Genomic DNA, 23,318 nt, shown 5'->3' with positions numbered 1-23,318 from the left:
GATGATCGGTGCCACCGCTGTCACGCGCCCGACCATGGCTTGACCTTGAGGAAGCCGCCGCCGTCCACGCGCAATTGCTGTCCGGTGATATAGCGGGCGGCGTCGGACGCGAGGAACAGCACCGCCTCGCTGATGTCCTCGGGTTCGACGTAGGGGATGGGCATCGCCTGCACGAACGGGAAGATCGGTTCGGCGTCCTCGCGGGTCGGCTCCTTCAGGTCGGGGCGAAAGGCCCGGTACATCGGCGGGCTGTGCAACATGTCGGTGTTGACGTTGGTCGGGTGCACCGCGTTCATCCGGATGGAAAACGGTGCCAGCGCCAGCGCGAAGTCGTTGACGTAGTGCGCGGCAGCCAGTTTCGCGAAGGCGTAGCCCGCTCCGCCCGGACCGCCGTCGATGCCGGTGGTGTTCAGGGACGACATGAAGGCCGCGTTGGAACCGATGACGACGATCGACGCACCAGCCTGCAGGTGTTTGAGGCTCGCGTGCACCAGGTTGAGCACACCGACCAAGTCCACGTCCACGGCGTCGGCGAAGGCCTTCGGGGGTAGCCCCGCGGTCAGGGGGCAGATGCCGGCGTTGGCCACCACGACGTCGAGGTGCCCGAGTTCGGCGACGCCCTCGTCGATGGCCGCGGTCAGCGCGACGCGGTCGCGGACGTCGGCGACCGCGGTGTACGCGCGCTGTCCTTCCTTTTCCACCAGCCGCGCCGTTTCGTCCAGGTCCTCGGGGCGCGCCAGGGGATACTCGTTAGTGTCGATGTCGGCGCAGATGTCCACGGCGATGATGTCCGCGCCTTCGGCGGCCAGCATCCTCGCGTGTGATCGGCCCTGCCCGCGCGCGGCCCCGCTGATCACGGCCACCTTGCCCGTCACCCTGCCCATCGCCCGTCCTTCGTCCGTGCCTACAGCACGACCTGCGTTGGCGCCCACCAACATTCGTCGACATGACTCAAGTCGAAGCGGGAACCTTGCGGCCGCTCGTCGTCTCGCGCCGCGGCGCGGCGCGCGGTCACCGCGGCGGGCGTCGCAAGGAGACCTTCGGTCGGCTGCATCGCATCTCTTCCCCGAAAAACCGCGCTGACCTGCAGATGGGCTATCACTACGACCAAGACTAGCTAGAATATCTAAAATAGCAAGGAATGGCCGCGACGAGGGGGTTGGCGATGTCTGACGTGCACGGCGGCGTCCTGCGCGGGGTGCGGGTCGTCGAGCTGGCGTCCTGGACCTATGTGCCCTCGGCCGGGGCCGCGCTGGCGGACTGGGGTGCCGACGTCATCAAGGTCGAAGGCGTCGCCTCCGGTGATCCCGGACGGGCGCTGGTGGTCGGCGGGTTCACCCGGCAAGCGGCTCGTCCGGATGCCGACTTCATTCTCGAACTGGGCAACCGCGGCAAGCGCAGCATCGCCATCGACGTCAAGTCGGAAACGGGTCGCGAGCTGTTCGGCCGGCTATTGGCCAGTGCCGATGTGTTCTTGACCAATTGGTTACCCGGCGCGCTCGAACGGGCCCGGCTGACCGTCGAGGACATCCGCTCGTTCAACCCGAAGATCATCATCGCGCGCGGCACCGGCCTGGGCGTCCGCGGTCCCGATCGCGACCGCGGCGGCTTCGACGCCGCAACCTATCTGGCGCGCGGCGGGGTCGCCTACACGCTGACACCGTTCGGCAGCGAGACGCCGGCGGTCCAGGGGCCCGGCTTCGGTGACCTGCAGGGCGGGGCGACGCTGGCCGGCGGCGTCTGCGCCGCGCTGTTCCACCGGGAACGCACGGGCGAACCGACGATCGTCGACTCATCGCTACTGGCGCAGGCGATGTGGTCGATAGCGCCGTCCATCTGCGCGGCCGACTTCTTCGACATCGACGGGATCCCCGGTGCGCCGCCCGGCCTGGCCATCAACCCGTTGGTCAACCGGTACAAGACGAAAGACGGCAGGTGGATCCAGCTGGTGTTCTTGCAGCCGGACAAATTCTGGGCGGGCTTCTGCCGGCGCATCGGGCTGGCGGAACTGGCCGACGATGAGCGATTCGTGCCATCAAGTAACTTGATCGCCAATGCGGCCGCCGCGACCGAGCTGCTGGCGAATACGTTTGCCCGCCATGACCTCGCGCACTGGCAGGCGGTGCTCGCGGACGAACCCGGGGTGTGGGGTGCGCTGGCGACTCCCCGGGAAACCCTCAACGACCCGCAGGTCGAACCCAACGGCTATGTGGTGACGAACGTCGACGACCACGGAGAGAAGTACCGAATCGTCGCGGCCCCAGTGCAATTCAACGAGACGCCACCGTCTCCGGCGCGTGCCCCCGAACACGGCCAGCACACCGAAGAGATTCTGCTGGAGCTCGACATCGGCTGGGACGACATCGCCAAGGCGAAGGAGTCCAAGGCGATTCTGTAGATGGCGTGGTCGGTCGCTAATTATGCTAAATCACAGCCGGTTTCGATACCACGGGTCCCGAATTTCGCGATGAGCAACCGATCCCGAAACGGTCACAGCCGGGTATCAATGTCAGTGGTGGACTGGCACAACGCGACGGATCCGCAAATCATTGCACAGGGCGCCTTTTGGGGATTGCGGCCGCGACGACGCGCACGGATTCCTGCCGCTATGCGAGTAGCGGTTTCACCAGGGCGCAGCAGGAGGTATCAACAGCATGACGACGAACTGGGTTCCCGCCCAAACTTCGTGCGGCCCGAACTCCGGCCGCATTCTCGACACCGCGCGGGGCATCCTCATCGGTCTTCGCCGGTGTCCGTCCGACGCCGCACTGGACGAGTTGCACAGCGCCGCAATCCGGCACAAGGTACCGGTATTCGCCATGGCGTGGGCATTGGTCCACCTGGCGGGCGACGGCGAGAAGACCCCGAGCTTCGTCGACGCCCAGTCCGCGGCCCGCCGCGAATGGGGCGCGCTGTTCAAATCCCGCGCGCTTACCTGCTGAGCGCGCACCACGACGTTGGGGCGGCCGAGCTTCGAGGGGTAACCCGGCCGCCTCCAACTTTTACCCGAAAGCGCGTTCGGAGGGTGGTGCCCTCGGGCTGCGGCTGCAGTGGCCGACGCGGACGAGGGGGTTGCGGCGCCCGCGGATGAGCCGTGCCGCGATGCGGGCCGGCCACGATCCGGACTACGTGATCACCCTGCTCCGCTGAGACGGCGTCGAGTGCGAGAATTCTCGTCGTGTCCGCAATCGAGCGTGGGCGGCCGACGGGTCCCGGGCCCAGCCTGCACCGTCCGCGCGGTCCGCTGGCCGACCACATCGAATTCTTCGGGCATTGGCTGCACCGCGGAAACAGCTACCGGAGCCGGGCGCTGCCGCGCGGCGCCGTAACGGTCGTCTTCGACGTCGGCCCCCGACAGCGGCTGGACTTCTATGCCGCCGACGGCACGACCGAAGTGCGTGTTCCGCCCGCGTTCGTCACCGGTCCGCAGAACGTGTCCTATGTGTCGGACATCGCGGCCGACGAGCCCGTCATGGCCATCCATTTCCGGCCCGGGGGCGCCTTTTCGTTTCTGTGCATGTCGTTGAGTGACTTAGCCGACGCGCCCGTCGGCGTCGACGAGATCTGGGGAGGTGCGGGACGCGAATTGCACGAGCGCCTGATCGAGGCTCCGTCGATCCCGGCCAGGTTCGCCCTGCTCGAGCGATTCATGCTCTCGCGGATGGGCTCGTCGAGACAACCGAGCCTGGGCGCCGCGCTGGCGGCCATCGAGGCCGATCCCTCGGTGCGGTTGGCCGAACTCCGCCGCCTGACGGGATGGTCGAGCAAGCGGCTCGTCGCGCTGTTTCGCGCCGAGGTGGGTTTGGCGCCAAAGGAATTCGCCCGTGCTCGCCGATTCCAGGCGGCGCTGAGGCGACTGGGCGATGACCCCGGCGGCGGCGCCCGCATTGCGGCCGATCTGGGCTATTTCGACCAATCCCATCTGGTGCGGGAATTTCGCGCGTTCAGTGGAATGACGCCGACGTCCTACCGGCGGCGGCGAATCCTGTTGCCGAGCCACGTTCCGTTCGAGCGGCGCAAAAATCCAAGACCGCCCGGTTCGGCGCGCAGATGATGGCCACATGGAAGAAATCAGACAAGCCGTAGCGGACACCGGATTTCTGGTCGCTGCGATGCGCGCCGAGGAATCCAAGCGCCCGGACCGGCTCTTCACCGACCCGTACGCCGACCGGCTGGCCGGCGCGGAAGGCCGCGCGTTGCTCGCCCGCGCCGCGGCGAAGACGGGCGCGTCCTCGCCGCAGATCGCCATCCGCACGCGGTTCTGGGACGAGGCATTGCAGAAGGCGGAGTCGGACGGCATTGCGCAGGTGGTGATCCTCGCGGCGGGCATGGATGCGCGCGCCTACCGGCTGCCGTGGCGCCCCGCGACCACCGTCTACGAAGTCGACCAGCCGCAGGTGATCAGAATCAAGGACCAACGGCTCGCCGGTGAGCGTCCCCGCTGCCGTCGCGTCCCCGTGGGCGTCGACCTGGCCGGCGACTGGCCGAAAGCGCTGATCTCCCATGGGTTTTCCTCGGACGCCCCCGTCGCGTGGCTGGTCGAAGGCCTGCTGCAGTACCTCGACGCCGCCGCCGTCGACGTCTTGTTCGCCCGAATAGATGCGTTGTCCGCGCCGGGTTCGCGCGTCTGCTACGACCTGGTCGGCACGGCGCTGCTGGAGGCGGACTTCATGCAGCCCACCCTCGAGTACATGCGGCGCAGCGGCGCACCGTGGATGTTCGGCACCGACGCGCCGGCCACCCTGATCGAGCGGCACGGCTGGCTGGCGAAGGTCACCGACGTCGCCGAGCCCGGCGCGAGGTGGAATCGCTGGGATCATTCGGTCGTCCCGCTGGAGGTGCCCGGCGTACCGCGCGGCTACTTTGTCGAGGCGACGAAGTCCTAGCGCGACAGCGGCGGGCTATTTGGGCGGCGGCAGCTCACGCGGACCGTCGGGCGGACCCAATTCCGGCGGACCGTCTCGCTTCGTCAGCGCCCGCCGCCGGTCGCGTTCCGCGGGCGGGACCGACAGGCGCTCGGCGTCAGGGGCGGCCCGCCCAGGCAGGGACGCGCCCGACCCGCGCCCGGACACCCGGCGCTGCGCCCGCTCGGCGGGATGGTGTCGCGATGAGGCGACGAATTCCGCTCGGCCCGAGGGTGTTTCGGTGTCGGCGGGGTGACCGGACAGTTGGGTGTCGTAGGCCTCGGAGTTGATCGCCACCTTGCGGGTGCGCTTGAGCGTGAACGTGATCTCTTCGGTTTCCTCGAGGACGCCTTCGAACACTTGGCGCGCGGTGCGCAGCGGCTGGGTGGTGGTGTCGATCACCTTGGCCACGAACGGCGGCACCAGTGGGCGGATCCAGCGGGCGGCGGCCTTCGTGGCGTCCGGAATTGACGGGATCAACGGCGCAGGGCGTTCTTGGTGTTGCTCGACCTCCCCGCCCGAAGGCTCCGGTGCGGGCAGGTGCTCCGGAAGGTCGGTATGGGGACCGGCCAAGCCGGCGGCGGGCTCCGGCGCGGGCAGTCGGGTGATGGCCCGGCTGGCCGCCTCGGCCTCGGCGGCGATCGGCAGGTACACGTCGTCGGCGCCGGGCTCGAACCCCCGCTGCGACGGCGCATGCAGCGGAGCATCCAGGGCTTCGGAAACCCGGCGGCGTTGCTGCTCGCGGTCGATCTGGGTCTGCGCCTCCACGGCAAGCCGGGCCTGCGTCAATTGGTGCTCGGCCCACAGGATTTCGGCCTCCCGCCGCACCTCGGCCCGCTTGATCGCGATGGCGGTGTCCGCGTCGAGTTCGGCGCGTTCGCGCTCGGCCCGCGAGGTGGTACGGCGATCGTGCGTGGTCTCACCACGCCAGCGCCCCAGGATCAGCGGCGCCAGGTAGAGCAGCACGCAGGCCCCGATCGTCAACAGCCGCAGGGTCATCGCCCCGGCGTCGGCCGCGGTGAGGTCGTTCATCGCCACCCAGCGCGCGCCCAGGCCGCGGTCGGCGTCCGCCACGACACCGTCCCGTGCGTCACGCAGCGCCTGCTCTTGTCGCGAGATCGTGGCGTCCAGCCCTGGTGCGCGGCCGTCGCGCGCGGCCAGGGCGGTGTCCAATTCGTGCTGGGCATCGCCGAGAAGCTCGTTGGCCGTGCGTGTTTCGGGCCCGGTGCCGGGATCGCCGGTGATCCGGGTCTGCGGACAGCCGGGGGTGGGGTGGTATTCGCAGCGGGCGACGACCAAGGCCTTGTCCTGACGGTCGCGGGCCGTCGCGACGGTGTCGTCGAGTGCCGTGCGGACGTCCCTGGCCTGCTGCAGGGCCGCCGCTGCCTGCGCGACGGCCGGGGCCGATTCGGCGTGGCGCAATGCCCGTTCGTCGAGCCGGTGGGCGATCGAGCTGGATAGCAGGACCAGCGCCGCGAGTTCACCGACGACGACGCCGACCGCCGCCGCCACCGCGACGCGTCCGATGACACCGGGGCGGCTCCGGCCGGGGCCGGGGATGGTGGCGTGACTGATGGCGCCCACCAGCACACCGAAGACCAGGGTGAGGGGCACCACCGCCGGCAGCGGCCAGGGGGTCGAGCCGGTGACCGCGAGCGTCGCGGCCAGCCAGGCCAGCATCGCACCGGACAGCGTGACGGCGCCGGCGACCGCGTGAGCGGACCGTTCGTGACGCTCGCCCAGCTCGCGCCGGTGCCCGCCGCCGAGCCAGATGAGCATCCCCGTCGCCCGGGCCAGGCCCGAGCGCTGCTCGATCACTTCCTGGGGCATAAGACTGAAAACACCTCCACCATCAAGCCTCCCAGGCCACCGCCCGACACTTCGAATCGAAGCGCCCCGCCTGTGGCGCGCTTCACAGATCCGCGGAATCGACGCGGATCACCTGGCCACGCATCGCCCATACCCGCCGGTCCAACGAGGGGGCATCTGACGCGGATTTCCTGCGACGCGAGCAGATCAGCGACCGTTCTGGCAGGTGACATGAGACGGTATAAGCCTATGACGAATCACGATTATGTCACCTACGAGGAGTTTGGCCGCAGGTTCTTCGAGGTCGCCGTCACTCCCGAGCGTGTCGCCGCGGCGTTCGCCGACATCGCCGGCAGCGAGTTCGCCATGGAGCCGATCGCGCAGGGGCCGGGCGGGATCGCCAAGGTCAGTGCCAACGTCAAGATTCGGGAGCCCCGGGTCACACGCCGGCTGGGCGACACCATCACCTTCGTCATCCACATCCCGCTGTCCATCGATCTGCTGATCGATTTATGGCTCGACAAGCCGCGTTTCGTGGTTTCCGGAGACATTCAATTGCGGGCGACGGCGCGCGCCGCCGAACCGCTGCTGCTGATCGTCGACGTGGCCAAACCGCGGCCGTCCGACATCACCGTCAATGTCTCGTCGAACTCGATCCGCGGCGAGGTGCTGCGCATCCTGGCGGGCGTGGACGGTGAGATTCGGCGTTTCATCGCCCAGTACGTCGCCGCCGAGATCGACGCGCCCCAGTCGCAGGCGGCGCAAATCATCGACGTGGCCCAGCAGTTGGAGCAGGCCTGGCCCTGACCGGCCGAGCCACGAATACGCCCGAGGCCGTCGGGGTACCCAGTCAGGGTTGTGCGTCGGTCGCCGGTGGGCGACGGCGCTGCCGATCGCCAGGGGAGGAAGACTTTGGCTCGCGTAGATGTGTCGCTGTCGTCGCAGGTGGAACCGGAAGCGGCGTGGAAGCTGGCGTCCGACCTGGACCGATTCGACGAGTGGATGACGATTTTCGCCGGATGGCGCGGGCCGGTGCCCGACACCATCGAGAAGGGCACCTGCGTCTCGTCGTGTGTCAAGGTCAAGGGTTTCCGCAACGTGATCCACTGGGAGGTCACTCGCTACGACGAGCCGAAAGCGATTGAGCTGCAGGGCCGCGGCCGCGGCGGTATCCGCCTTACGGTGGCGATGACCGTCGCCGACAATCATCCCGGGTCGACGTTCCACCTCACCGCCGACCTCGGCGGCGGTCTGCTCAGCGGGCCGGTGGGGGGACTGGTCGCCCGGGTGCTGCGATCCGACGTGCAAAAGTCCGTCAACAACCTGGCTACCCTGCAATAACCGGCCCCGCGGCGTCCGCCGCTACCGCGCCGGGTGGCTGATCATCCAATGCCGCTCGGCGTCGCGAATTCGCCTGCGGTCCATGGCAAGCCAGGACAAACCGGCGCCGAAGGCGAGCATGGCGACGATCGCGGCGGCAACCCCGGCGCCGGCCTGCCCCACAGCGAAGTTGGCCACACATGCGACGAACGCCAACGCGGCCGCCGCGACCACGAGCAGCCCGGGCGTGTGCCTGGATCCACCCGTGTTCGGGTCGGCGGTCCGATCATGATCGACAGGGTGCTGCCTCATGGCGTCTCCTCTGCTGTCACTTCGAATTTCGGCCCGATTTCTTGGAGCTACCCAAAGGGCTGTCGGGACAAACGACTTGGCGGAGGTGACGCGCGATACGGCTAGAGCGTCTGGTGGCGGCCGAAGTACTTGTGGTCTTCGCTGTAGCCGCCATAACCGCTACCGATGTCGTGGTAGTCGGCGACGAACTCGATGCCCTTGATCCACTTCACCAGCTTGAAGCCGTGCTGCAATTCGTTGCGCAGCCGCAGCGGCCTACCGTGCATGTAAGGCAGCTGCTGGTCGTTCATGTTGTAGGCCAGCATCGTCATGTGGTGGTCCATCTGGCCGATGTGATGGGCGTTGTAATAGATGCCGCCCGTGGCGCCCAGACCCATCGAATAAAAGACCGCCCACTTCGCTTCCGGGAGCGGTTTGACGATGTCCATGATCGTCTTCATCTGCACGCCACCCCATTTGGCGACGCCCGACCACGCCTGGATGCAGAAGTGCTGGCTGATCTGCTCGTGATAGGGCAGCGCCATCAAGTCCTCGAGGGAGAACTCCATCGGGTGCTCGACCAGGCCGTAAACCTTGAGGCGCCAGTCCTTGAAGTCGTCTCGCTCCAGTTCCTTGTACTCGACGGTCTCGGGCAAACGCCCGTTACGCCAGTGGTGCGGCGAGATGTCCTTCTCGGTGAAGGCGCCGGGCTTGGGGTCCAACTGCTCGAGCATCCGCTGGAAGGGACCCACCAGCGCGTAGCCGACCCGCTGCACCACGCGCGGGTGGCGAATGGTGAAGGGAGTGGCCCAAACCCACGCGATCGCGGTCAGCACCATGGCCGCGGCGAAGATGCCGAAACCGACCCAGCTGTTGTCGTCGCGCGAGGCGAACATGTGGTTGAGGTTTCGCAGTGCCTCGGTGGTCAGAACCATGGTGACGTGCACCAGGATGAAGAACAGGAAATAGACCAGCACCACGAAATGCAGCGACCGCGCGTGCTGAATGCTCAGGCGCTTGCTGAGCCAGTGGACCCGCTGGGACAGCGCGGGCGACATTCCCAGACCGGTGATCAGCGCGGCCGGGGCGGCGATGAACACGGTGGTGAAGTACGACAGCAGCTGCAGGCCGTTGTATGCGACCCAGCCGTTATCGGTGGGCCAGTCCAGCGACAGGTACTGAATGGCCACCGACGCCGCGTTGGGGAAGACGTCCCAGCTGGTCGGCACGATGTGGCGCCATTGTCCCGTGGCGAACAGCAGCACGTAGAAGACGGCACCGTTGACCAGCCAGAGGACGTCGACGCCCAGATGCCACCAGCGGGCCAGGCCGATGGAGTGCCGGAACCCGGGCAGCCCCAATTGCGGTGGCAAGGCGACGGTGTCGGCGTTGGCGGTCCACAGCTCGTCGTCCGGAACGGGCGGACCCACCCGCAGCCACTCGTCCTTGCCTGGGGTGGCGTTGCGGCTGAAGTAGAGCCGGGGATGGTCGCAGAGGATCTGGATTCCCGTCCTGATGATGAACATCATCATGAAGAGGTTGAAGAAGTGCGTCCAGCCGATCCAGGCGGGCAGTCCCGGGGGGATGCCGGCACTGTCCGAGCCGGGGTAGCGGTGGATGAACGACTGCACCGCGGGCATGTTGTGCAACCCTTTGCCGACCGCGATGCCGGCGATCAGCACGGCAAAGCCGATGGGGATCAACCAGAGCAGGTTGAACCATCGGTCGCGCCCGATGCGCAGTTTGGGGGCGGTGGCCCGCCTGGTGAGATCGAAGCCGCCACCGTAATGCTCCACATCGATGACGTCTTCGGCGGTGTGTATCTCGTTGCGGTAGTCCGGGATGGACGTCAGCGGCGTGCCCACTGCCAGGGTCGATACCGAGCCGTCCTGCGCTGCCCGCCCTCCACCGGTCCCCGCGGAATCAACGGTGTTCGTCACGCGGCCGAAATTACACGAACGCACCTGGATTAATTGGAGTCAATCGGGAACGAGGGCTCTGGTCGCGGCCCGGATCACGGCGGTGTAATCCGATGTACGCGTCGAGCGCGCAAAATCCGGCCGCGGCTCGACGGCGTTAGCCGCACCTACCCATAAAAATGCCGGATTTGAGCCGCAGATACGAACCGATGAGTTTGCTGTGAGTGTGCGCATAATGTGCTGCCAACACGCTAAGCGGGGTCGCGCGGCAGCAGCCGGCGCACCGGTCGGGTCTCGATGGCATTGACCGTCAACGCCCGGCGGGCGATCCGCCAACCCGCCTGCGTCAGCACGTATTCGTCGTCGTAGCGCAGGTGCCATGCCACGTCCACCAGCTCGTCGTCGCGCTGGTTCCAGTGGTGCGCGACGCAGGCGATGCGCCCGCGGGCGGCGCCGGGTCGCCCGGCCGCGTCGTACACCTCGCCGACGATCGCGTGCTCGGTGCGCACGACCGCGGCGACGGCCGCGACCGCCGTGCCGATGGCGCCCCGACCGCGATGCGTTTGGGTCGGCCGCAGATCGGCGGGTGGTGCCGGCACCAGCAGCTCGGCGTCGGCAGTGAAAAGCTCTACCACGGCGGCGAAGTCGCGGTCGTCGACATGCGCCGCGTACCGGTGCACCAGATCGCTCAGGGCAGCCCGGTGATCGGCGGACAGCGTCATGAGCTCAACGACAACCGTTGCGCGCAGGCCGACAACAGGTCCTTGGCCTGCTCGATGTCGGTGGTCGGCGGCATGGCCAGCACCAACCGGTCGGCCCCCTGATCGGCGAGGGCGGCCGCGCGCTCGGCATCGACCTTGGTGACCGAATGGCCCAGCGACACTTCGAGTGCCGCCGGATCGCGGCCCGCCGACGATGCCTCGTCGCGCATCAGCGCTAGCAACGACGCGAGTTGCGGACCGGTCACCCCGAGCGGCTGGAAGCCGTCGCCGAGGCGTCCGGCGCGGCGCGCGGCCGCTCGGCTGTGTCCACCGATGTGAATCGGGAGACGTTCGGCTGCAACGGGTTTCGGGTAGCTCATGACGTTCTCGAAGCTGAAGAACTCGCCCGCGAAAGACACCCCCTCGGGCCGCTGCGCCCACAACGCTCGCAGGACGGCCAGCTGCTCGTCGGCCCGCCGGCCCCGGCTGTCGAACTCCACGCCGCAGGCGGCCAGCTCTTCGGAGAGCCAGCCCACCCCGACGCACAGGTGTAGCCGGCCGCCCGACAGGGCGTCGACGGTGGCGGCCCGCTTGGCCAGCACCACCGGGTGGTGATTGGGCAGCACCAACACGCCGGTGGCCAGCCCCAGGCTGCTGGTGTGGCCGGCCAGAAAGGCAAGCAGGTCAAGGGGATCCGGGATGGGGCAGTCTGCCGCCAGGCCGACGCGTCCCGAAGTGTCGTAGGGATAGACGCTGTCGTAGCGGGTGAGCAGGACGGTGTGCTCGACAACGACGATCGATTCGAACCCGCAGGCCTCCAGATGGCGCGCGAAGGCCACCATCCAGTCGGGGTCCGCAGTGACACCGTCGGCGACCGGGGCCACCACCGAGACCTTCATGGTTTTCGAAGCTAACGAAGGCATCCCGCCGGGCGACTAGCGGGTCGCGCTTTCGGCCACGGCGGGCGTTATCGCGGCGCGCACGGCTTCGGCGAGCGTGGCGGCCCGGCGGTCGGTGAACACGTCCTCGAGCATCACCGCGCGCCCGTCGGGCCCCGTCAGCGGCACCCGCCAGTTGGGGTATTCGTCGGTGGTGCCGGGCTGATTCTGGGTCCGGCGGTCACCGACGGCGTCCGTCAGCGCCACGCCCAGCAGCCGCGACGGCGTCCTGCCCAGATAGCGGTACAGCGCCACAACGACGCGCTCGGGGTCGTCGTCGCCGTCCTCGAGCAACCCGACCCGGCGCAGCTCGGCCAGCCACGCCGCCAGCTCCGTCCGGTCGGCCTTTAGCTCCTCCTCGACGGGGCGGGTCAGCAGCCGCAACGAATCACGCAGCCGCACATGGTCACCCGCCAGATAGCCGGCGGTCGGTGGCAGATCGTGGGTGGTGACCGAGGACAGGCAGTACTCGCGCCAGCGCTCGGCCGGCAGCGGGCCACCGGTCCCGTCGCGGTCCAACTCGAACCAGAGGATCGAGGTGCCCAGCAAGCCCCGCAACAAAAGGTAGTCCCGCACCCACGGCTCGACCGTGCCGAGATCCTCACCCACGACGACTGCGCCCGCGCGGTGCGCCTCCAGGGCGACGATGCCGATCATCGCCTCGTGGTCGTACCGCACGTAGGTGCCTTCGGTGGGCGGGGCGCCCCGTGGGATCCACCAGAGCCGGAACAACCCGATGATGTGGTCGATGCGCACCCCGCCGGCGTGCCGCAGCACCGCACGGATCAGCGCGCGAAAGGGCCGATACTCGTGCTCGTCCAACCGATCAGGTCGCCACGGCGGCTGCGACCAGTCCTGGCCGAGCTGGTTGAACTCGTCCGGCGGCGCCCCCGCGGTCACGCCCAGCGCCAGCACGTCCTGCAGCGCCCAGGAGTCGGCACCGTTGGGGTGCACCCCGACGGCCAGGTCTGCCATGATGCCCAACGACATGCCGGCCCGGATCGCCTGTGACTGCGCCGCGGCCAGCTGCTCGTCGAGCTGCCATTGCAACCACCGGTGGAAATCGATTGTGTCGGAATGCTTTTGGACGAAGGCCGCGACCCCTGACGCGTCCGGGTGCTGCAACGCCTCGGGCCAGGAATGCCAGTCGTCGCCGTGCTTCTCGGCCAGCGCGCACCAGGCGGCGAAGTCGTCGAGCGCGCGGCCCTCCCGGTCGCGGAATGCCGCGTAGGACAACTCGCGACCCGCCGACCGCGGTTCTTGGTGCAGCAGCCGCAGCGCTGCCCGCTTGGCCGCCCACGCGGCGTCGCGGTCGATGGCGTCGACGTCGCCGGCACGCTGCTGGACCTCGGAGCGCAGCCGCCGGACCCGGTTGCGCTTGGTCAGGTCGGCGAACTCGGGGATCGCCTCGACGTGAAGATAAATCGGGTTGACGAAGCGCCGCGATGTCGGCAGATACGGCGACGGCTCCATCGGCTTGGTGGGGGCCGCGGCGTGCAGCGGATTGACCAGCAGGTAATCGGCGCCGTGCCGGGAGGCCGACCACACCGCGAGGTCGGTCAGATCGGTCAGGTCGCCGACGCCCCACGACTGTCGCGACCGCACGCTGTAAAGCTGCGCGGCCAGGCCCCACGCGCGCCGGGCGCCGAGCCGCTCGGGCAGCCCCAGCCAATCCGGCGTCACGATCAGCGCGGCGCTGGTCTCGGCGTCACCGGAACGCAGGTGCACCCGGTGATAGCCCAGCGGCAGGTCGGCGGGCAGCAGGAAGCTGGCCTCACCCACCCAGCGACCGTCCAGGTCAAACGGCGGGGTGAAGTTGTCGACCTGTTCCACGCCGCCACGCACCGTGCCGTCTTCGAGCTGCAGCCACACCTCGGCGGGATCCCCATGGGTGACATGCGCCCAGAACCGGATCTGCTCGCCGGTGCGCCCCACGATGGTCGGCGGCAGCCGGCGCGCCCAGTGCGACCGCAGCTTCGCCGTCAGTGCGACGTTGCGCTCCTGCTCGTTGTCGGCCGCCACGCCGAGGGCGCCCAGCACCGCCTTCAACGTCGCCTCGGCCACCCGCACCCGTGCGCCCGACCAGTCCTCGTACTCGGTCGCGATGCCATATCTGCGGGCGAGTTCGATCAGCGACGGAGCGAGTTCGGTCATGACGTCATCTTGCTGCCCGGTTTCGCCGGGCGGCGACTCGGACCCGGGGCGAGTTGGCGCATTCTTTGCTGGGCGGTCGCCCGCCATTCATTTGAGGCCACTGCCGGCAATGGCTTCGCGCGCTCGACAGGACGAGCGGGCCCGCGGCGATTACGATGCCCTGAGGAGATCACCAGGCTCCGGTCGGCTCATCCGTGGGAGAACGAAACTGCCAGCTCAGTGGGGCGCGTCGGCGCCGCCTCTCCTGGCCGCCCGCGGCGGTGGACGGGGCCGGATTCGGGTGCATAAACAGATGTAGAAATGAATGCGCTCCGGCGCCGCGTGGCGAGGTCCGCGCAGGTGCCTTAACGTTGTCATGTAATTCGCGCTGGATCGGTCAGACGACGATATCCAGGCGCTTCAGCAGACCGGATGGTGAATAAGTGGCGGAAGAGAGTCGCGGGCAACGCGGGTCGGGGTACGGCCTGGGGTTGTCGACCCGGACCCAGGTGACCGGCTACCAGTTCCTTGCGCGCCGCACCGCGATGGCGCTGACCCGGTGGCGCGTCCGCATGGAGGTCGAGCCGGGACGGCGGCAGAACCTGGCAGTGGTGGCATCGATCTCCGCCGCGTTGGTCATCTGCCTGGGCGCGCTGCTGTACTCGTTCATCAGCCCGGCCGGACAGATCAACGAGTCACCGATCATCGCCGACCGCGACTCCGGAGCGCTCTACGTCCGCGTCGGCGAGAAGTTGTACCCCGCGCTGAACCTGGCCTCGGCGCGCCTGATCACCGGTCGCCCGGACAACCCGCACCTGGTCAAATCCAACCAGATCGCCACCCTGCCGCGCGGCCCGATGGTGGGCATCCCGGGCGCGCCGTCGAGCTTCCACCCGACCAGCCCGGCCGCGTCGTCGTGGTTGGTCTGCGACACCGTGGCGAACTCGACCGGTGCCGGCGCCCCGTCCGGTGTGACGGTGACCGTCATCGACGGCAACCCGGATCTGAGCAACCACCGGCGGGTGCTGACCGGCTCGGACGCGGTGGTGCTGAACTACAGCGGCGACGCCTGGGTGATCCGGGACGGGCGCCGCTCACGCATCGACGGGTCCAACCGGTCCGTGCTGCTGCCGCTGGGGCTGACCCCCGAACAGGTCAGCATGGCCAAGCCGATGAGCCGCGCCCTGTACGACGCGTTGCCGGTGGGCCCGGAACTGACCGTGCCGCAGATTCAGAACGCGGGCGCGGGGGCGTCGTTCCCGAACGCGCCCGGCCCGATCGGCACGGTGATCGTCACCCCGCAAATCAGTGGGCCGCAACAGTATTCGTTGGTATTGGCGGACGGCGTGCAGACGCTGCCGCCGTTGGTGGCCCAGATCCTGCAGAACGCCGGACCGGGCAACACCAAACCGGTGACCGTCGAGCCGTCCGCGCTGGCGAAGATGCCGGTGGTCAACAAGCTCGACCTGTCGTCGTATCCGGACGCGCCGCTGAATGTGATGGACATCCGCGAGAACCCGGCGACCTGCTGGTGGTGGCAGAAGACCTCCGGTGAGAACCGGGCCCGCGTGCAGGTCATCTCCGGCGCGACCATTCCGGTCGAGCAGAAGGACGTCAACCGGGTGGTGTCGCTGGTCAAGGCGGATACCACCGGGCGCGAAGCCGACCAGGTCTTCTTCGGGCCCGACTACGCGAACTTCGTGGCCGTCACCGGAAACGACCCGGGAGCCAAGACCACCGAATCGCTGTGGTGGCTCACGGACGCGGGTGCCCGGTTCGGGGTCGACGACACCCGCGAGGTGCGAGAAGCGTTGGGCCTCAAGACGAAACCGGGCCTGGCGCCGTGGGTGGCGCTGCGGCTGCTCCCGCAAGGGCCGACGTTGTCGCGGGCGGATGCGCTGGTGGAGCACGACACGCTACCGATGGATATGTCCCCAGGAGAGTTGGCGGTACCGAAGTGAAACGTGGATTTGCGCGGCCGACGCCGGAGAAGCCTCCGGTAATCAAGCCGGAGAACATCGTCCTCCCGACGCCGCTGAGCATCCCGCCGCCGGAAGGCAAGCCATGGTGGATCGTGGTGGTCGGCGTCGTGGTGGTCGGTCTGCTGATCGGCATGGTCGCCATGACCTTCGCCAGCGGCTCGCACGTGTTCGGCGGCGCCGGCTCGATCTTCCCGATCTTCATGATCGGTGGCGTCGCGATGATGATGTTCGGCGGCCGATTCGGCGGCCAGCAGCAGATGAGCCGCCCCAAGCTGGACTCGATGCGCGCCCAGTTCATGCTGATGCTGGACATGCTGCGCGAGACCGCCCACGAGTCGGCCGACAGCATGGACGCCAACTACCGGTGGTTCCACCCGGCGCCCACCACGCTGGCCGCCGCGGTCGGGTCGTCGCGGATGTGGGAACGCAAGCCCGACGGCAAGGACCTGAACTTCGGCGTGGTCCGCGTCGGCGTCGGCATGACCCGCCCCGAGGTGACCTGGGGTGAGCCCCAGAACATGCCCACCGACATCGAGCTGGAGCCGGTGACCGGCAAGGCGCTGCAGGAATTCGGTCGCTATCAAAGCGTCGTCTACAACCTGCCCAAGATGATCTCGGTGCTCGTCGAGCCCTGGTACTCACTGGTCGGAGACCGCGAGCAGGTGGCGGGGCTGATGCGGGCGATCATCTGCCAGCTGGCCTTCTCGCACGGGCCCGACCACATGCGGATGATCGTGGTCAGTTCCAACGTGGACGAATGGGACTGGGTGAAATGGCTGCCGCATTTCGGTGACCCGCGCCGCCAGGACGCCGCGGGCAATGCCCGGATGGTCTACAGCTCGGTGCGCGAGTTCGCCGCCGAGCAGGCCGAATTGTTCGCCGGCCGTGGCTCTTTCACGCCCCGGCACGCCAGCTCGTCGGCCCAGACCCCGACGCCGCACACCGTGATCATCGCCGATGCCGTTGACCCGCAATGGGAGTACGTGATCAGCGGCGAAGGCGTCGACGGGGTGACGTTCTTCGACCTCACCGGCTCGGCGATGTGGAGCGCGGTCCCGGAGCGCACCCTGCGCTTCGACGAGAAGGGTGTGATCGAGACCCTGCCCCGCGACCGCGACACCTGGATGGTGATCGACGAGAAGCCCTGGTTCTTCGCGCTCACCGACCACATCAGCACCGCCGAGGCCGAGGAGTTCGCGCAGAAGCTGGCGCGCTGGCGGCTCGCCGAGGCGTACGAGGAGATCGGCCAGCGGGTCGCCCACATCGGCGCCCGAGACATTTTGTCCTACTACGGAATCGACGATCCCGGCCGCATCGACTTCGAGGCGCTGTGGGGCAGCCGCAACGACTCGATGGGACGGTCACGGTTGCGGGCGCCGTTCGGCGTTCGCTCCGACAACGGCGAGTTGCTGTTCCTGGACATGAAGTCGCTGGACGAAGGCGGCGACGGTCCGCACGGAGTCATGTCCGGTACGACCGGTTCGGGTAAATCGACCCTGGTGCGTACCGTGATCGAGTCGCTGATGCTCAGCCACCCGCCGGAGGAGCTGCAGTTCGTGCTGGCCGACCTCAAGGGTGGGTCGGCGGTCAAGCCGTTCGCCGGCGTGCCGCACGTGTCCCGGATCATCACCGACCTGGAAGAAGACCAGGCGCTGATGGAGCGCTTCCTCGACGCACTGTGGGGTGAGATCGCCCGCCGCAAGGCGATCTGCGACAGCGCCGGCGTCGACGACGCCAAGGAATACAACTCGGTGCGCAGCCGGATGCGGGCGCGTGGCCAGGACATGGCGCCGCTGCCGATGCTCGTGGTCGTCATCGACGAGTTCTACGAATGGTTCCGCATCATGCCGACGGCGGTCGACGTCCTCGACTCGATCGGCCGGCAGGGCCGCGCGTACTGGATCCACCTGATGATGGCGTCGCAGACTATCGAGAGCCGTGCCGAAAAGCTGATGGAGAACATGGGTTACCGGTTGGTGCTGAAGGCGCGTACCGCCGGTGCGGCGCAGGCCGCCGGCGTGCCGAACGCGGTCAACCTGCCCGCCCAGGCCGGTCTGGGCTACTTCCGCCGCAGCCTGGAGGACATCACCCGGTTCCAGGCCGAATTCCTGTGGCGGGACTACTTCCCGCGCGGGCTGACCGACGACGGAGAAGAAGCGCCGGCGCTGGTGCACAGCATCGACTACGTCCGTCCGCAGCTGTTCACCAACTCGTTCACCCCGCTGGAAGTCAGCGTCGGGGGACCCGACGTCGCCGCGCCCGCCATCCCCGCCGACGGCCTGCCGGTCGAGGTCGAGGGCGGCGATGACGACGACGCCGAAGGGATCAGGACGCCCAAGGTCGGTACCGTCATCATCGACCAGCTGCGCAAGATCGATTTCCAGCCCTACCGGCTGTGGCAGCCGCCGCTGAACCAGCCCGTCGCCATCGACGAACTGGTGAACCGGTTCCTCGGCCGCCCCTGGCAGCAGGACTACGGCACTGCTCAGGACCTGGTGTTCCCGATCGGGATCATCGACCGCCCCTTCAAGCACGACCAGCCGCCGTGGACGGTCGACACGTCGGGCCCCGGCGCCAACGTGCTGATCCTGGGCGCCGGTGGTTCGGGCAAGACGACGGCGCTGCAGACGCTGATCTGCTCGGCGGCGCTGACCCACACGCCCGAGCAGATCCAGTTCTACTGCCTGGCCTACAGCAGCACCGCGCTGACCACCGTCGCCCGCCTGCCGCACGTCGGTGAGGTGGCCGGCCCGACCGACCCGTACGGGGTTCGCCGCACGGTGGCCGAACTGCTGGCCCTGGTGCGGGAGCGCAAGCGCAGCTTCCTCGAGTACGGGATCGCCTCGATGGAGGTGTTCCGGCGGCGCAAGTTCGGCAACGAGCCCGGCCCGGTCCCCAACGACGGGTTCGGCGACGTCTACCTGGTGGTCGACAACTACCGGGCGCTGGCCGAGGAAAACGAGGTGCTGATCGAGCAGGTCAACGTGATCATCAACCAGGGCCCCTCGTTCGGGGTGCACGTGGTGGTCACCGCCGACCGCGAATCGGAGCTGCGGCCGCCGGTGCGCAGCGGTTTCGGGTCCCGGGTCGAGCTGCGCCTGGCCGCCGTGGAAGACGCCAAGCTGGTGCGTTCGCGGTTCGCCAAGGACGTTCCGGTCAAGCCGGGTCGCGGCATGGTCGCGGTCAACTACGTGCGCCTCGACGCCGACCCGCAGTCCGGTCTGCACACCCTGGTGGCGCGGCCGGCGCTGGCCAGCACGCCGGACAACCGGTTCGAGTCCGACAGCATCGTCGAAGCCGTCGGCCGGATCGCCAGCGGCCAGGCGCCGCCGGTGCGCCGACTGCCGGCCACCTTCGGCGTGGAACAGCTTCGGGAGCTGGCCGCCCACGACACCCGTCAGGGCGTCGGCGCGGGCGGAATCGCTTGGGCCATCTCGGAATTGGACCTGTCGCCGGTGTATCTCAACTTCGCCGAGAACGCGCACCTGATGGTGACCGGCCGGCGCGAGTGTGGGCGCACCACGACGCTGGCCACCATCATGTCCGAGATCGGGCGCCTGTACGCGCCGGGAGCGACCAGCGCCCCGCCGCCGCCGGCGGGCCAGCCCTCGGCCCAAGTGTGGCTGGTCGACCCGCGCCGTCAGCTGCTGACCACGCTCGGCTCCGACTACGTGGAGAAATTCGCCTACAACCTCGATGGCGTGCAGGCGATGATGGGCGAACTGGCCGCGGTCCTGGCCGGCCGCGAGCCGCCGCCGGGGTTGTCGGCCGAAGAGTTGCTGTCGCGCAACTGGTGGAGCGGACCGGAGATCTTCTTGATCGTCGACGACATCCAGCAGCTGCCCGCGGGCTTCGATTCGCCGCTGCACAAGGCCGCCCCCTGGGTGACCCGCGCCGCCGACGTCGGCCTGCACGTGATCGTCACGCGCACGTTCGGTGGTTGGTCGTCGGCCGGCAGCGACCCGATGTTGCGGGCCCTGGCCCAGGCCAACGCCCCGCTGCTGGTGATGGACGCCGACCCGGACGAGGGATTCATCCGCGGCAAGATGAAGGGTGGCCCGCTGCCCCGTGGTCGAGGCCTGCTGATGGCCGAGGACACCGGCGTGTTCGTCCAGGTCGCGGCGACCGAGCTGCGCAAGTAGGGCCCCGAAAGAGGGGACCGGCCGCTGCGCCGGGGCTGACCGGTCACACCGGGAGTCAGCCCCAGCGCAGCGGCAATTCCTTGAGCGCGAAGCTCTTTGACGGGTAATTGATGACGGGGGAGTAGCCCTCGGGCAGCTCGAAATCCGGAATCTGGGTGAGCCATTCCGCGACGATCACCGTCAGCTCGATGCGCGCCAGGTGAGAGCCCAGGCAGCGATGCGGTCCGCCGCCAAAGCCCCAGTGGCGGTGGACTTTTCCGTCCATGTTGAGCTCGTTGGTGGACATCGCGTCGCTGTCGTCGCGATTGACCGCGGCCATGCACAGCCGCACCGACGTGCCGGGCGGCAGCGTCATGCCGCCGACCTCGACGAATTCGGTGGTGATCCGCGGTGCCACCGGCGCCGACGGCTCGAGCCGGACGATCTCCTCGATGAAGACCCGGATCTGCTTGGGATTGTCGCGCAGATCCTTGCGCAGTTGCGGTCTGCGGGCCAATTCGAACAGCGAGAACCCGATCGCCGCGGTCACGGTGTCCAGACCGGCCAGGATCAGCAGATGTGTCATGCCGAGCAGTTCGAGGTCGGTGAAATTGCCCTTGCCGGTGATCACCTGCGACAACATGTCCGACTGCGGGTTTTGCCGCCGCTGCGCGATGACGTCGGCCAGGTACGCCAGCAACTGCTCGGATTTCTCTATGTCGCTCTGGGTGACGAAGGGCTTGTCGCTGACGACAGCGTCCTTCCAATCGATGAGCCGGTCACGATCCTCGACCGGCAGACCGTAGAGGTCCAGGAACACCTGAAATGGGTAGAGGTTGGCGAAGTCGGCCATCGCCTCGCACTCGCGCCGGCCGGCCAGCGTCGCGATCATCTCGCTGGCGTGGCGCTGCAGCACCGGCCGTGACTTGTTCAACGCGTGCGGGCTGAAGTACGGCTGCAGGATCTGGCGGTAGCGGGTGTGCTGCGGCGGATCGTAAGCCAGTGGCAGCACCGGCAAGGGGTGGCCGGGCGGCTGCAGGATCGTCGACGAAAACACCTTGGTGTTGCGCAGCGCGGCCAGCACGTCCTCGCGGCGGGTGATGTAGTAGTGGCCGTTCATGAACACGACTGGTCCGGCGTCGCGCAGCGTCTTCCAACCCAGACCCCGGTCCTCGGTCATCGGCAACGTGGCGAAATCAAGCCGGGGCAGGTAGAACGACCCTTGCTGGCCTTCGCTCATGCGCTTCGATCTCCGGTTGTCTGTCTTCGGTGAAATAGCTCCGACGCGAATGCGTCAATGTCGGAATTCGTCAATACCAACACCTGGCGGCACATCAATATTGCATTCGTTCGTCAATATTGCATGCGGGGCAACGGAACACGGATCCGCCCGCCCGGGCTGAACCGGGTTTGCGCGCGAAAGCGATCGGCGAGCACCTTCGACACTGTACCGACCGACTAATCTGGGGACAGCACCGTGAAGTGCGAGCTCGCCTGCTTGCGAAGACGTTTACGGCCGCGCCGTGCCGGCTAGGGAGGAAGCCTCGTGAGGGTTCGTCTGGACCAGTCGAAATGTGTTGGCCACGCCCAGTGCTACGCCGTCGACCCAGACCTGTTTCCGATCGACGAGTCCGGCTATTCGATCCTCGAGGAGCACGAAGTCAGGCCCGAGGACGAGCAATCGACACGCGACGGCGTCGCATCGTGCCCCGAGATGGCGCTGATTCTCGAAGAGGATTGACGCCTCGACCGCCCGAGCCCGGGCGGAGCCGCCGTGGGCGTTAAGCGAACGGCGAGTGAACAATCCATTGCCGTGGATGAACTCCCGCCGACCGGGAATGAACAGTGGCTGGCCATTGATGAACAGGTGCCTTTGCGTGTCGGTGTTTGCTTCATAACGAACTAATCTCAGTGCCGGGCGGCAGTTCGGGCACACGCGAGCTGTCGCTCGGTTGCTGATAGCGGGGGATTAGCCGAGGCAGAAGGTGCATGTCTTTCCTGACCAGACATCCGAGAATCGCGGTGGCAGACCAGCTTTGCGCATTCGGTCCACTGGTCAGCATGCGCCGGCCCGCCCGGCTGATGGGGTTGCGGGGCGAAGGGGCTTCCGTTGGTGACTCCCGTGGGTGCAGCGGCCAACCGGTGGCGTCGTCTACAGAGCCGTGACCACGGCCACCACTGATTCCTACGTGAGCGCCGGGATCGCCTGCGGTCCCGGCCGACTGAGGAGGACACGGTGTTTGACTTCGCGGCGTTACCGCCCGAAATCAATTCCGGTCGCATGTATGCGGGTCCGGGGTCGGGGCCGATGATGGCCGCCGCCGCCGCCTGGGACGAGATTGCGGCGGAATTGGGTGTAGCGGCCAGCGGCTACAACTCGGTGATTACCGAGCTCACCAGCGGGCCATGGGTGGGACCGGCGTCGATGTCGATGGTCGCGGCGATCACCCCGTTCGTGAGCTGGCTCAGCGCCATGGCCGCGCAGGCCGAGGAAACGGCGGGTCAGGGCCGGGCCGCCGCGGCGGCCTTCGAGGCGGCGTTCGCGATGACGGTGCCGCCGCCGGTGATCGCCGCCAACCGGGTGCTGCTGGCGACCCTGGTCGCGACGAACTTCTTCGGGCAGAACACCCCGGCCATCGCGGCCACCGAGGCGCAGTACATGGAGATGTGGGCGCAAGATGCCGGGGCCATGACCGCTTACGCCGCCTCGTCGGCGACCGCGTCGGTGCTGACCCCGTTCGCGACCCCGCCCAACACCACCACCCCGGAAGCGGACTCCGACCAGGCCGCCGCGGTCGCCAAGGCGGTTGCCGAGCCGGCGGGCAACACCGCGCAGACGACTTCCCAAGTGGCTTCCCCACAAGCGTTGTCCGCCAGCACAACTCAGGCGACGACCCAAACGAGCGCGGCCACCTCGAATCCGGGACTGCTCTCGAGCACGCTTCAGGACCTCTTGAATTCGGGGCTACCCACCCCGGACAACAACTACCTGGGGCTCAATCCCACGCTCTACACCGTGCTGCTCAAGCAGAACACCGGTCTTGCCTATTTCTCGAACGGCATCGTGGCCTTCTGGTCGCAGCTCTCCCAGCAGTTGGTCTCCGGTCCCGGTGGTAGCACGGCCGGTGCCGGTGGTGCCTGGTATCCCACGCCGCAGTTCGCGAGCCTGGGGCTGGGCAACCTGGGTGGGGTGGGGCACG

General features: G+C 68.0%; 19 protein-coding genes. 11 read left to right on the top strand and 8 right to left on the bottom strand.

What is annotated here, in order from left to right; all coding sequences use genetic code 11:
* Positions 1 to 20 precede the first annotated feature (20 nt).
* Complete coding sequence (locus DQP58_RS12150) at positions 21 to 884, bottom strand: mycofactocin-coupled SDR family oxidoreductase (protein ID WP_112708627.1); 864 nt, start codon at positions 882 to 884, stop codon at positions 21 to 23.
* Positions 885 to 946: 62 nt separating this feature from the next.
* On the opposite strand from DQP58_RS12150, the gene DQP58_RS26785 reads away from it, so the two are divergent.
* From DQP58_RS26785 to DQP58_RS12130, 5 genes are all read left to right on the top strand, one after another.
* Positions 947 to 1,117 carry a hypothetical protein gene (locus tag DQP58_RS26785; protein ID WP_165827851.1) on the top strand — a complete coding sequence of 57 codons (171 nt, stop codon included), beginning with the start codon at positions 947 to 949 and terminating at the stop codon, positions 1,115 to 1,117.
* 24 nt (positions 1,118 to 1,141) lie between these two features.
* The gene (locus tag DQP58_RS12145) at positions 1,142 to 2,398 is read left to right on the top strand and encodes a CaiB/BaiF CoA transferase family protein (protein WP_430915938.1); all 1,257 of its coding nucleotides are present in this window, start codon (positions 1,142 to 1,144) and stop codon (positions 2,396 to 2,398) included.
* 256 nt (positions 2,399 to 2,654) lie between these two features.
* Positions 2,655 to 2,942, top strand: a complete 288-nt coding sequence (locus tag DQP58_RS12140) for an ANTAR domain-containing protein (protein WP_066861389.1) — start codon at positions 2,655 to 2,657, stop codon at positions 2,940 to 2,942.
* Between the two features lie 236 nt (positions 2,943 to 3,178).
* The gene (locus DQP58_RS12135) at positions 3,179 to 4,054 is read left to right on the top strand and encodes a helix-turn-helix domain-containing protein (protein ID WP_240629771.1); all 876 of its coding nucleotides are present in this window, start codon (positions 3,179 to 3,181) and stop codon (positions 4,052 to 4,054) included.
* Positions 4,055 to 4,061: 7 nt separating this feature from the next.
* Positions 4,062 to 4,886 (top strand): SAM-dependent methyltransferase, encoded by an 825-nt coding sequence (locus tag DQP58_RS12130; protein WP_112708626.1) that lies wholly within the window; start codon positions 4,062 to 4,064, stop codon positions 4,884 to 4,886.
* A 15-nt stretch (positions 4,887 to 4,901) separates the two neighbouring features.
* On the opposite strand, the gene DQP58_RS12125 is transcribed toward DQP58_RS12130, so the two are convergent.
* The gene (locus DQP58_RS12125; protein ID WP_112708625.1) at positions 4,902 to 6,734 is read right to left on the bottom strand and encodes a DUF4407 domain-containing protein; all 1,833 of its coding nucleotides are present in this window, start codon (positions 6,732 to 6,734) and stop codon (positions 4,902 to 4,904) included.
* 228 nt (positions 6,735 to 6,962) lie between these two features.
* On the opposite strand from DQP58_RS12125, the gene DQP58_RS12120 reads away from it, so the two are divergent.
* Positions 6,963 to 7,520, top strand: coding sequence for a hypothetical protein (locus DQP58_RS12120; RefSeq protein WP_112708624.1), 558 nt, complete (start codon positions 6,963 to 6,965; stop codon positions 7,518 to 7,520).
* A 105-nt stretch (positions 7,521 to 7,625) separates the two neighbouring features.
* Positions 7,626 to 8,054 (top strand): type II toxin-antitoxin system Rv0910 family toxin, encoded by a 429-nt coding sequence (locus DQP58_RS12115; RefSeq protein WP_205869408.1) that lies wholly within the window; start codon positions 7,626 to 7,628, stop codon positions 8,052 to 8,054.
* A gap of 21 nt (positions 8,055 to 8,075) precedes the next feature.
* Here the strand turns inward: DQP58_RS12115 and DQP58_RS12110 are convergent, their stop codons facing one another.
* From DQP58_RS12110 to malQ, 5 genes are all read right to left on the bottom strand, one after another.
* Entirely contained in the window at positions 8,076 to 8,345 is a 270-nt protein-coding gene (locus DQP58_RS12110; RefSeq protein WP_112708622.1) for a LapA family protein, read from the bottom strand.
* 101 nt (positions 8,346 to 8,446) lie between these two features.
* Positions 8,447 to 10,189: a molybdopterin-dependent oxidoreductase gene (locus tag DQP58_RS12105; protein WP_067019995.1), complete on the bottom strand. Its 1,743-nt coding sequence runs from the start codon at positions 10,187 to 10,189 to the stop codon at positions 8,447 to 8,449.
* A 305-nt stretch (positions 10,190 to 10,494) separates the two neighbouring features.
* A complete protein-coding gene (locus DQP58_RS12100) occupies positions 10,495 to 10,965 on the bottom strand; it encodes a nuclear transport factor 2 family protein (protein ID WP_112708621.1) in 471 nt (156 codons plus the stop codon).
* Complete coding sequence (locus DQP58_RS12095; protein ID WP_112708620.1) at positions 10,962 to 11,843, bottom strand: LLM class F420-dependent oxidoreductase; 882 nt, start codon at positions 11,841 to 11,843, stop codon at positions 10,962 to 10,964. The genes DQP58_RS12100 and DQP58_RS12095 overlap by 4 nt, the downstream gene beginning before the upstream one ends.
* A gap of 36 nt (positions 11,844 to 11,879) precedes the next feature.
* Entirely contained in the window at positions 11,880 to 14,036 is a 2,157-nt protein-coding gene (gene malQ, locus DQP58_RS12090; RefSeq protein ID WP_112708619.1) for a 4-alpha-glucanotransferase, read from the bottom strand.
* A 422-nt stretch (positions 14,037 to 14,458) separates the two neighbouring features.
* On the opposite strand from malQ, the gene eccB reads away from it, so the two are divergent.
* Positions 14,459 to 15,976 carry a type VII secretion protein EccB gene (gene eccB, locus DQP58_RS12085; protein WP_112708618.1) on the top strand — a complete coding sequence of 506 codons (1,518 nt, stop codon included), beginning with the start codon at positions 14,459 to 14,461 and terminating at the stop codon, positions 15,974 to 15,976.
* Positions 15,973 to 20,139, top strand: coding sequence for a type VII secretion protein EccCa (gene eccCa, locus DQP58_RS12080; protein ID WP_112708617.1), 4,167 nt, complete (start codon positions 15,973 to 15,975; stop codon positions 20,137 to 20,139). The genes eccB and eccCa overlap by 4 nt, the downstream gene beginning before the upstream one ends.
* Before the next feature lie 55 nt (positions 20,140 to 20,194).
* Here eccCa and DQP58_RS12075 read toward each other — a convergent pair whose 3' ends face one another.
* Positions 20,195 to 21,358: a cytochrome P450 gene (locus DQP58_RS12075; protein WP_112708616.1), complete on the bottom strand. Its 1,164-nt coding sequence runs from the start codon at positions 21,356 to 21,358 to the stop codon at positions 20,195 to 20,197.
* A gap of 306 nt (positions 21,359 to 21,664) precedes the next feature.
* Here DQP58_RS12075 and DQP58_RS12070 point away from each other — a divergent pair, with 306 nt between their 5' ends.
* Together DQP58_RS12070 and DQP58_RS12065 are read left to right on the top strand one after the other, a co-directional pair.
* Positions 21,665 to 21,859: a ferredoxin gene (locus DQP58_RS12070; protein WP_066861425.1), complete on the top strand. Its 195-nt coding sequence runs from the start codon at positions 21,665 to 21,667 to the stop codon at positions 21,857 to 21,859.
* 495 nt (positions 21,860 to 22,354) lie between these two features.
* The coding region (locus tag DQP58_RS12065) for a PPE family protein (protein ID WP_133259365.1) at positions 22,355 to 23,318 on the top strand (964 nt) is incomplete at its 3' end.

This window comes from Mycobacterium colombiense (genome assembly GCF_003284975.1).
In the GTDB taxonomy this organism is placed as follows: Bacteria; Actinomycetota; Actinomycetes; order Mycobacteriales; family Mycobacteriaceae; genus Mycobacterium; species Mycobacterium europaeum_A.
The sequence above is the reverse complement of the archived record's forward strand: the minus strand, read 5'-3'. Positions and strand labels throughout refer to the sequence as shown.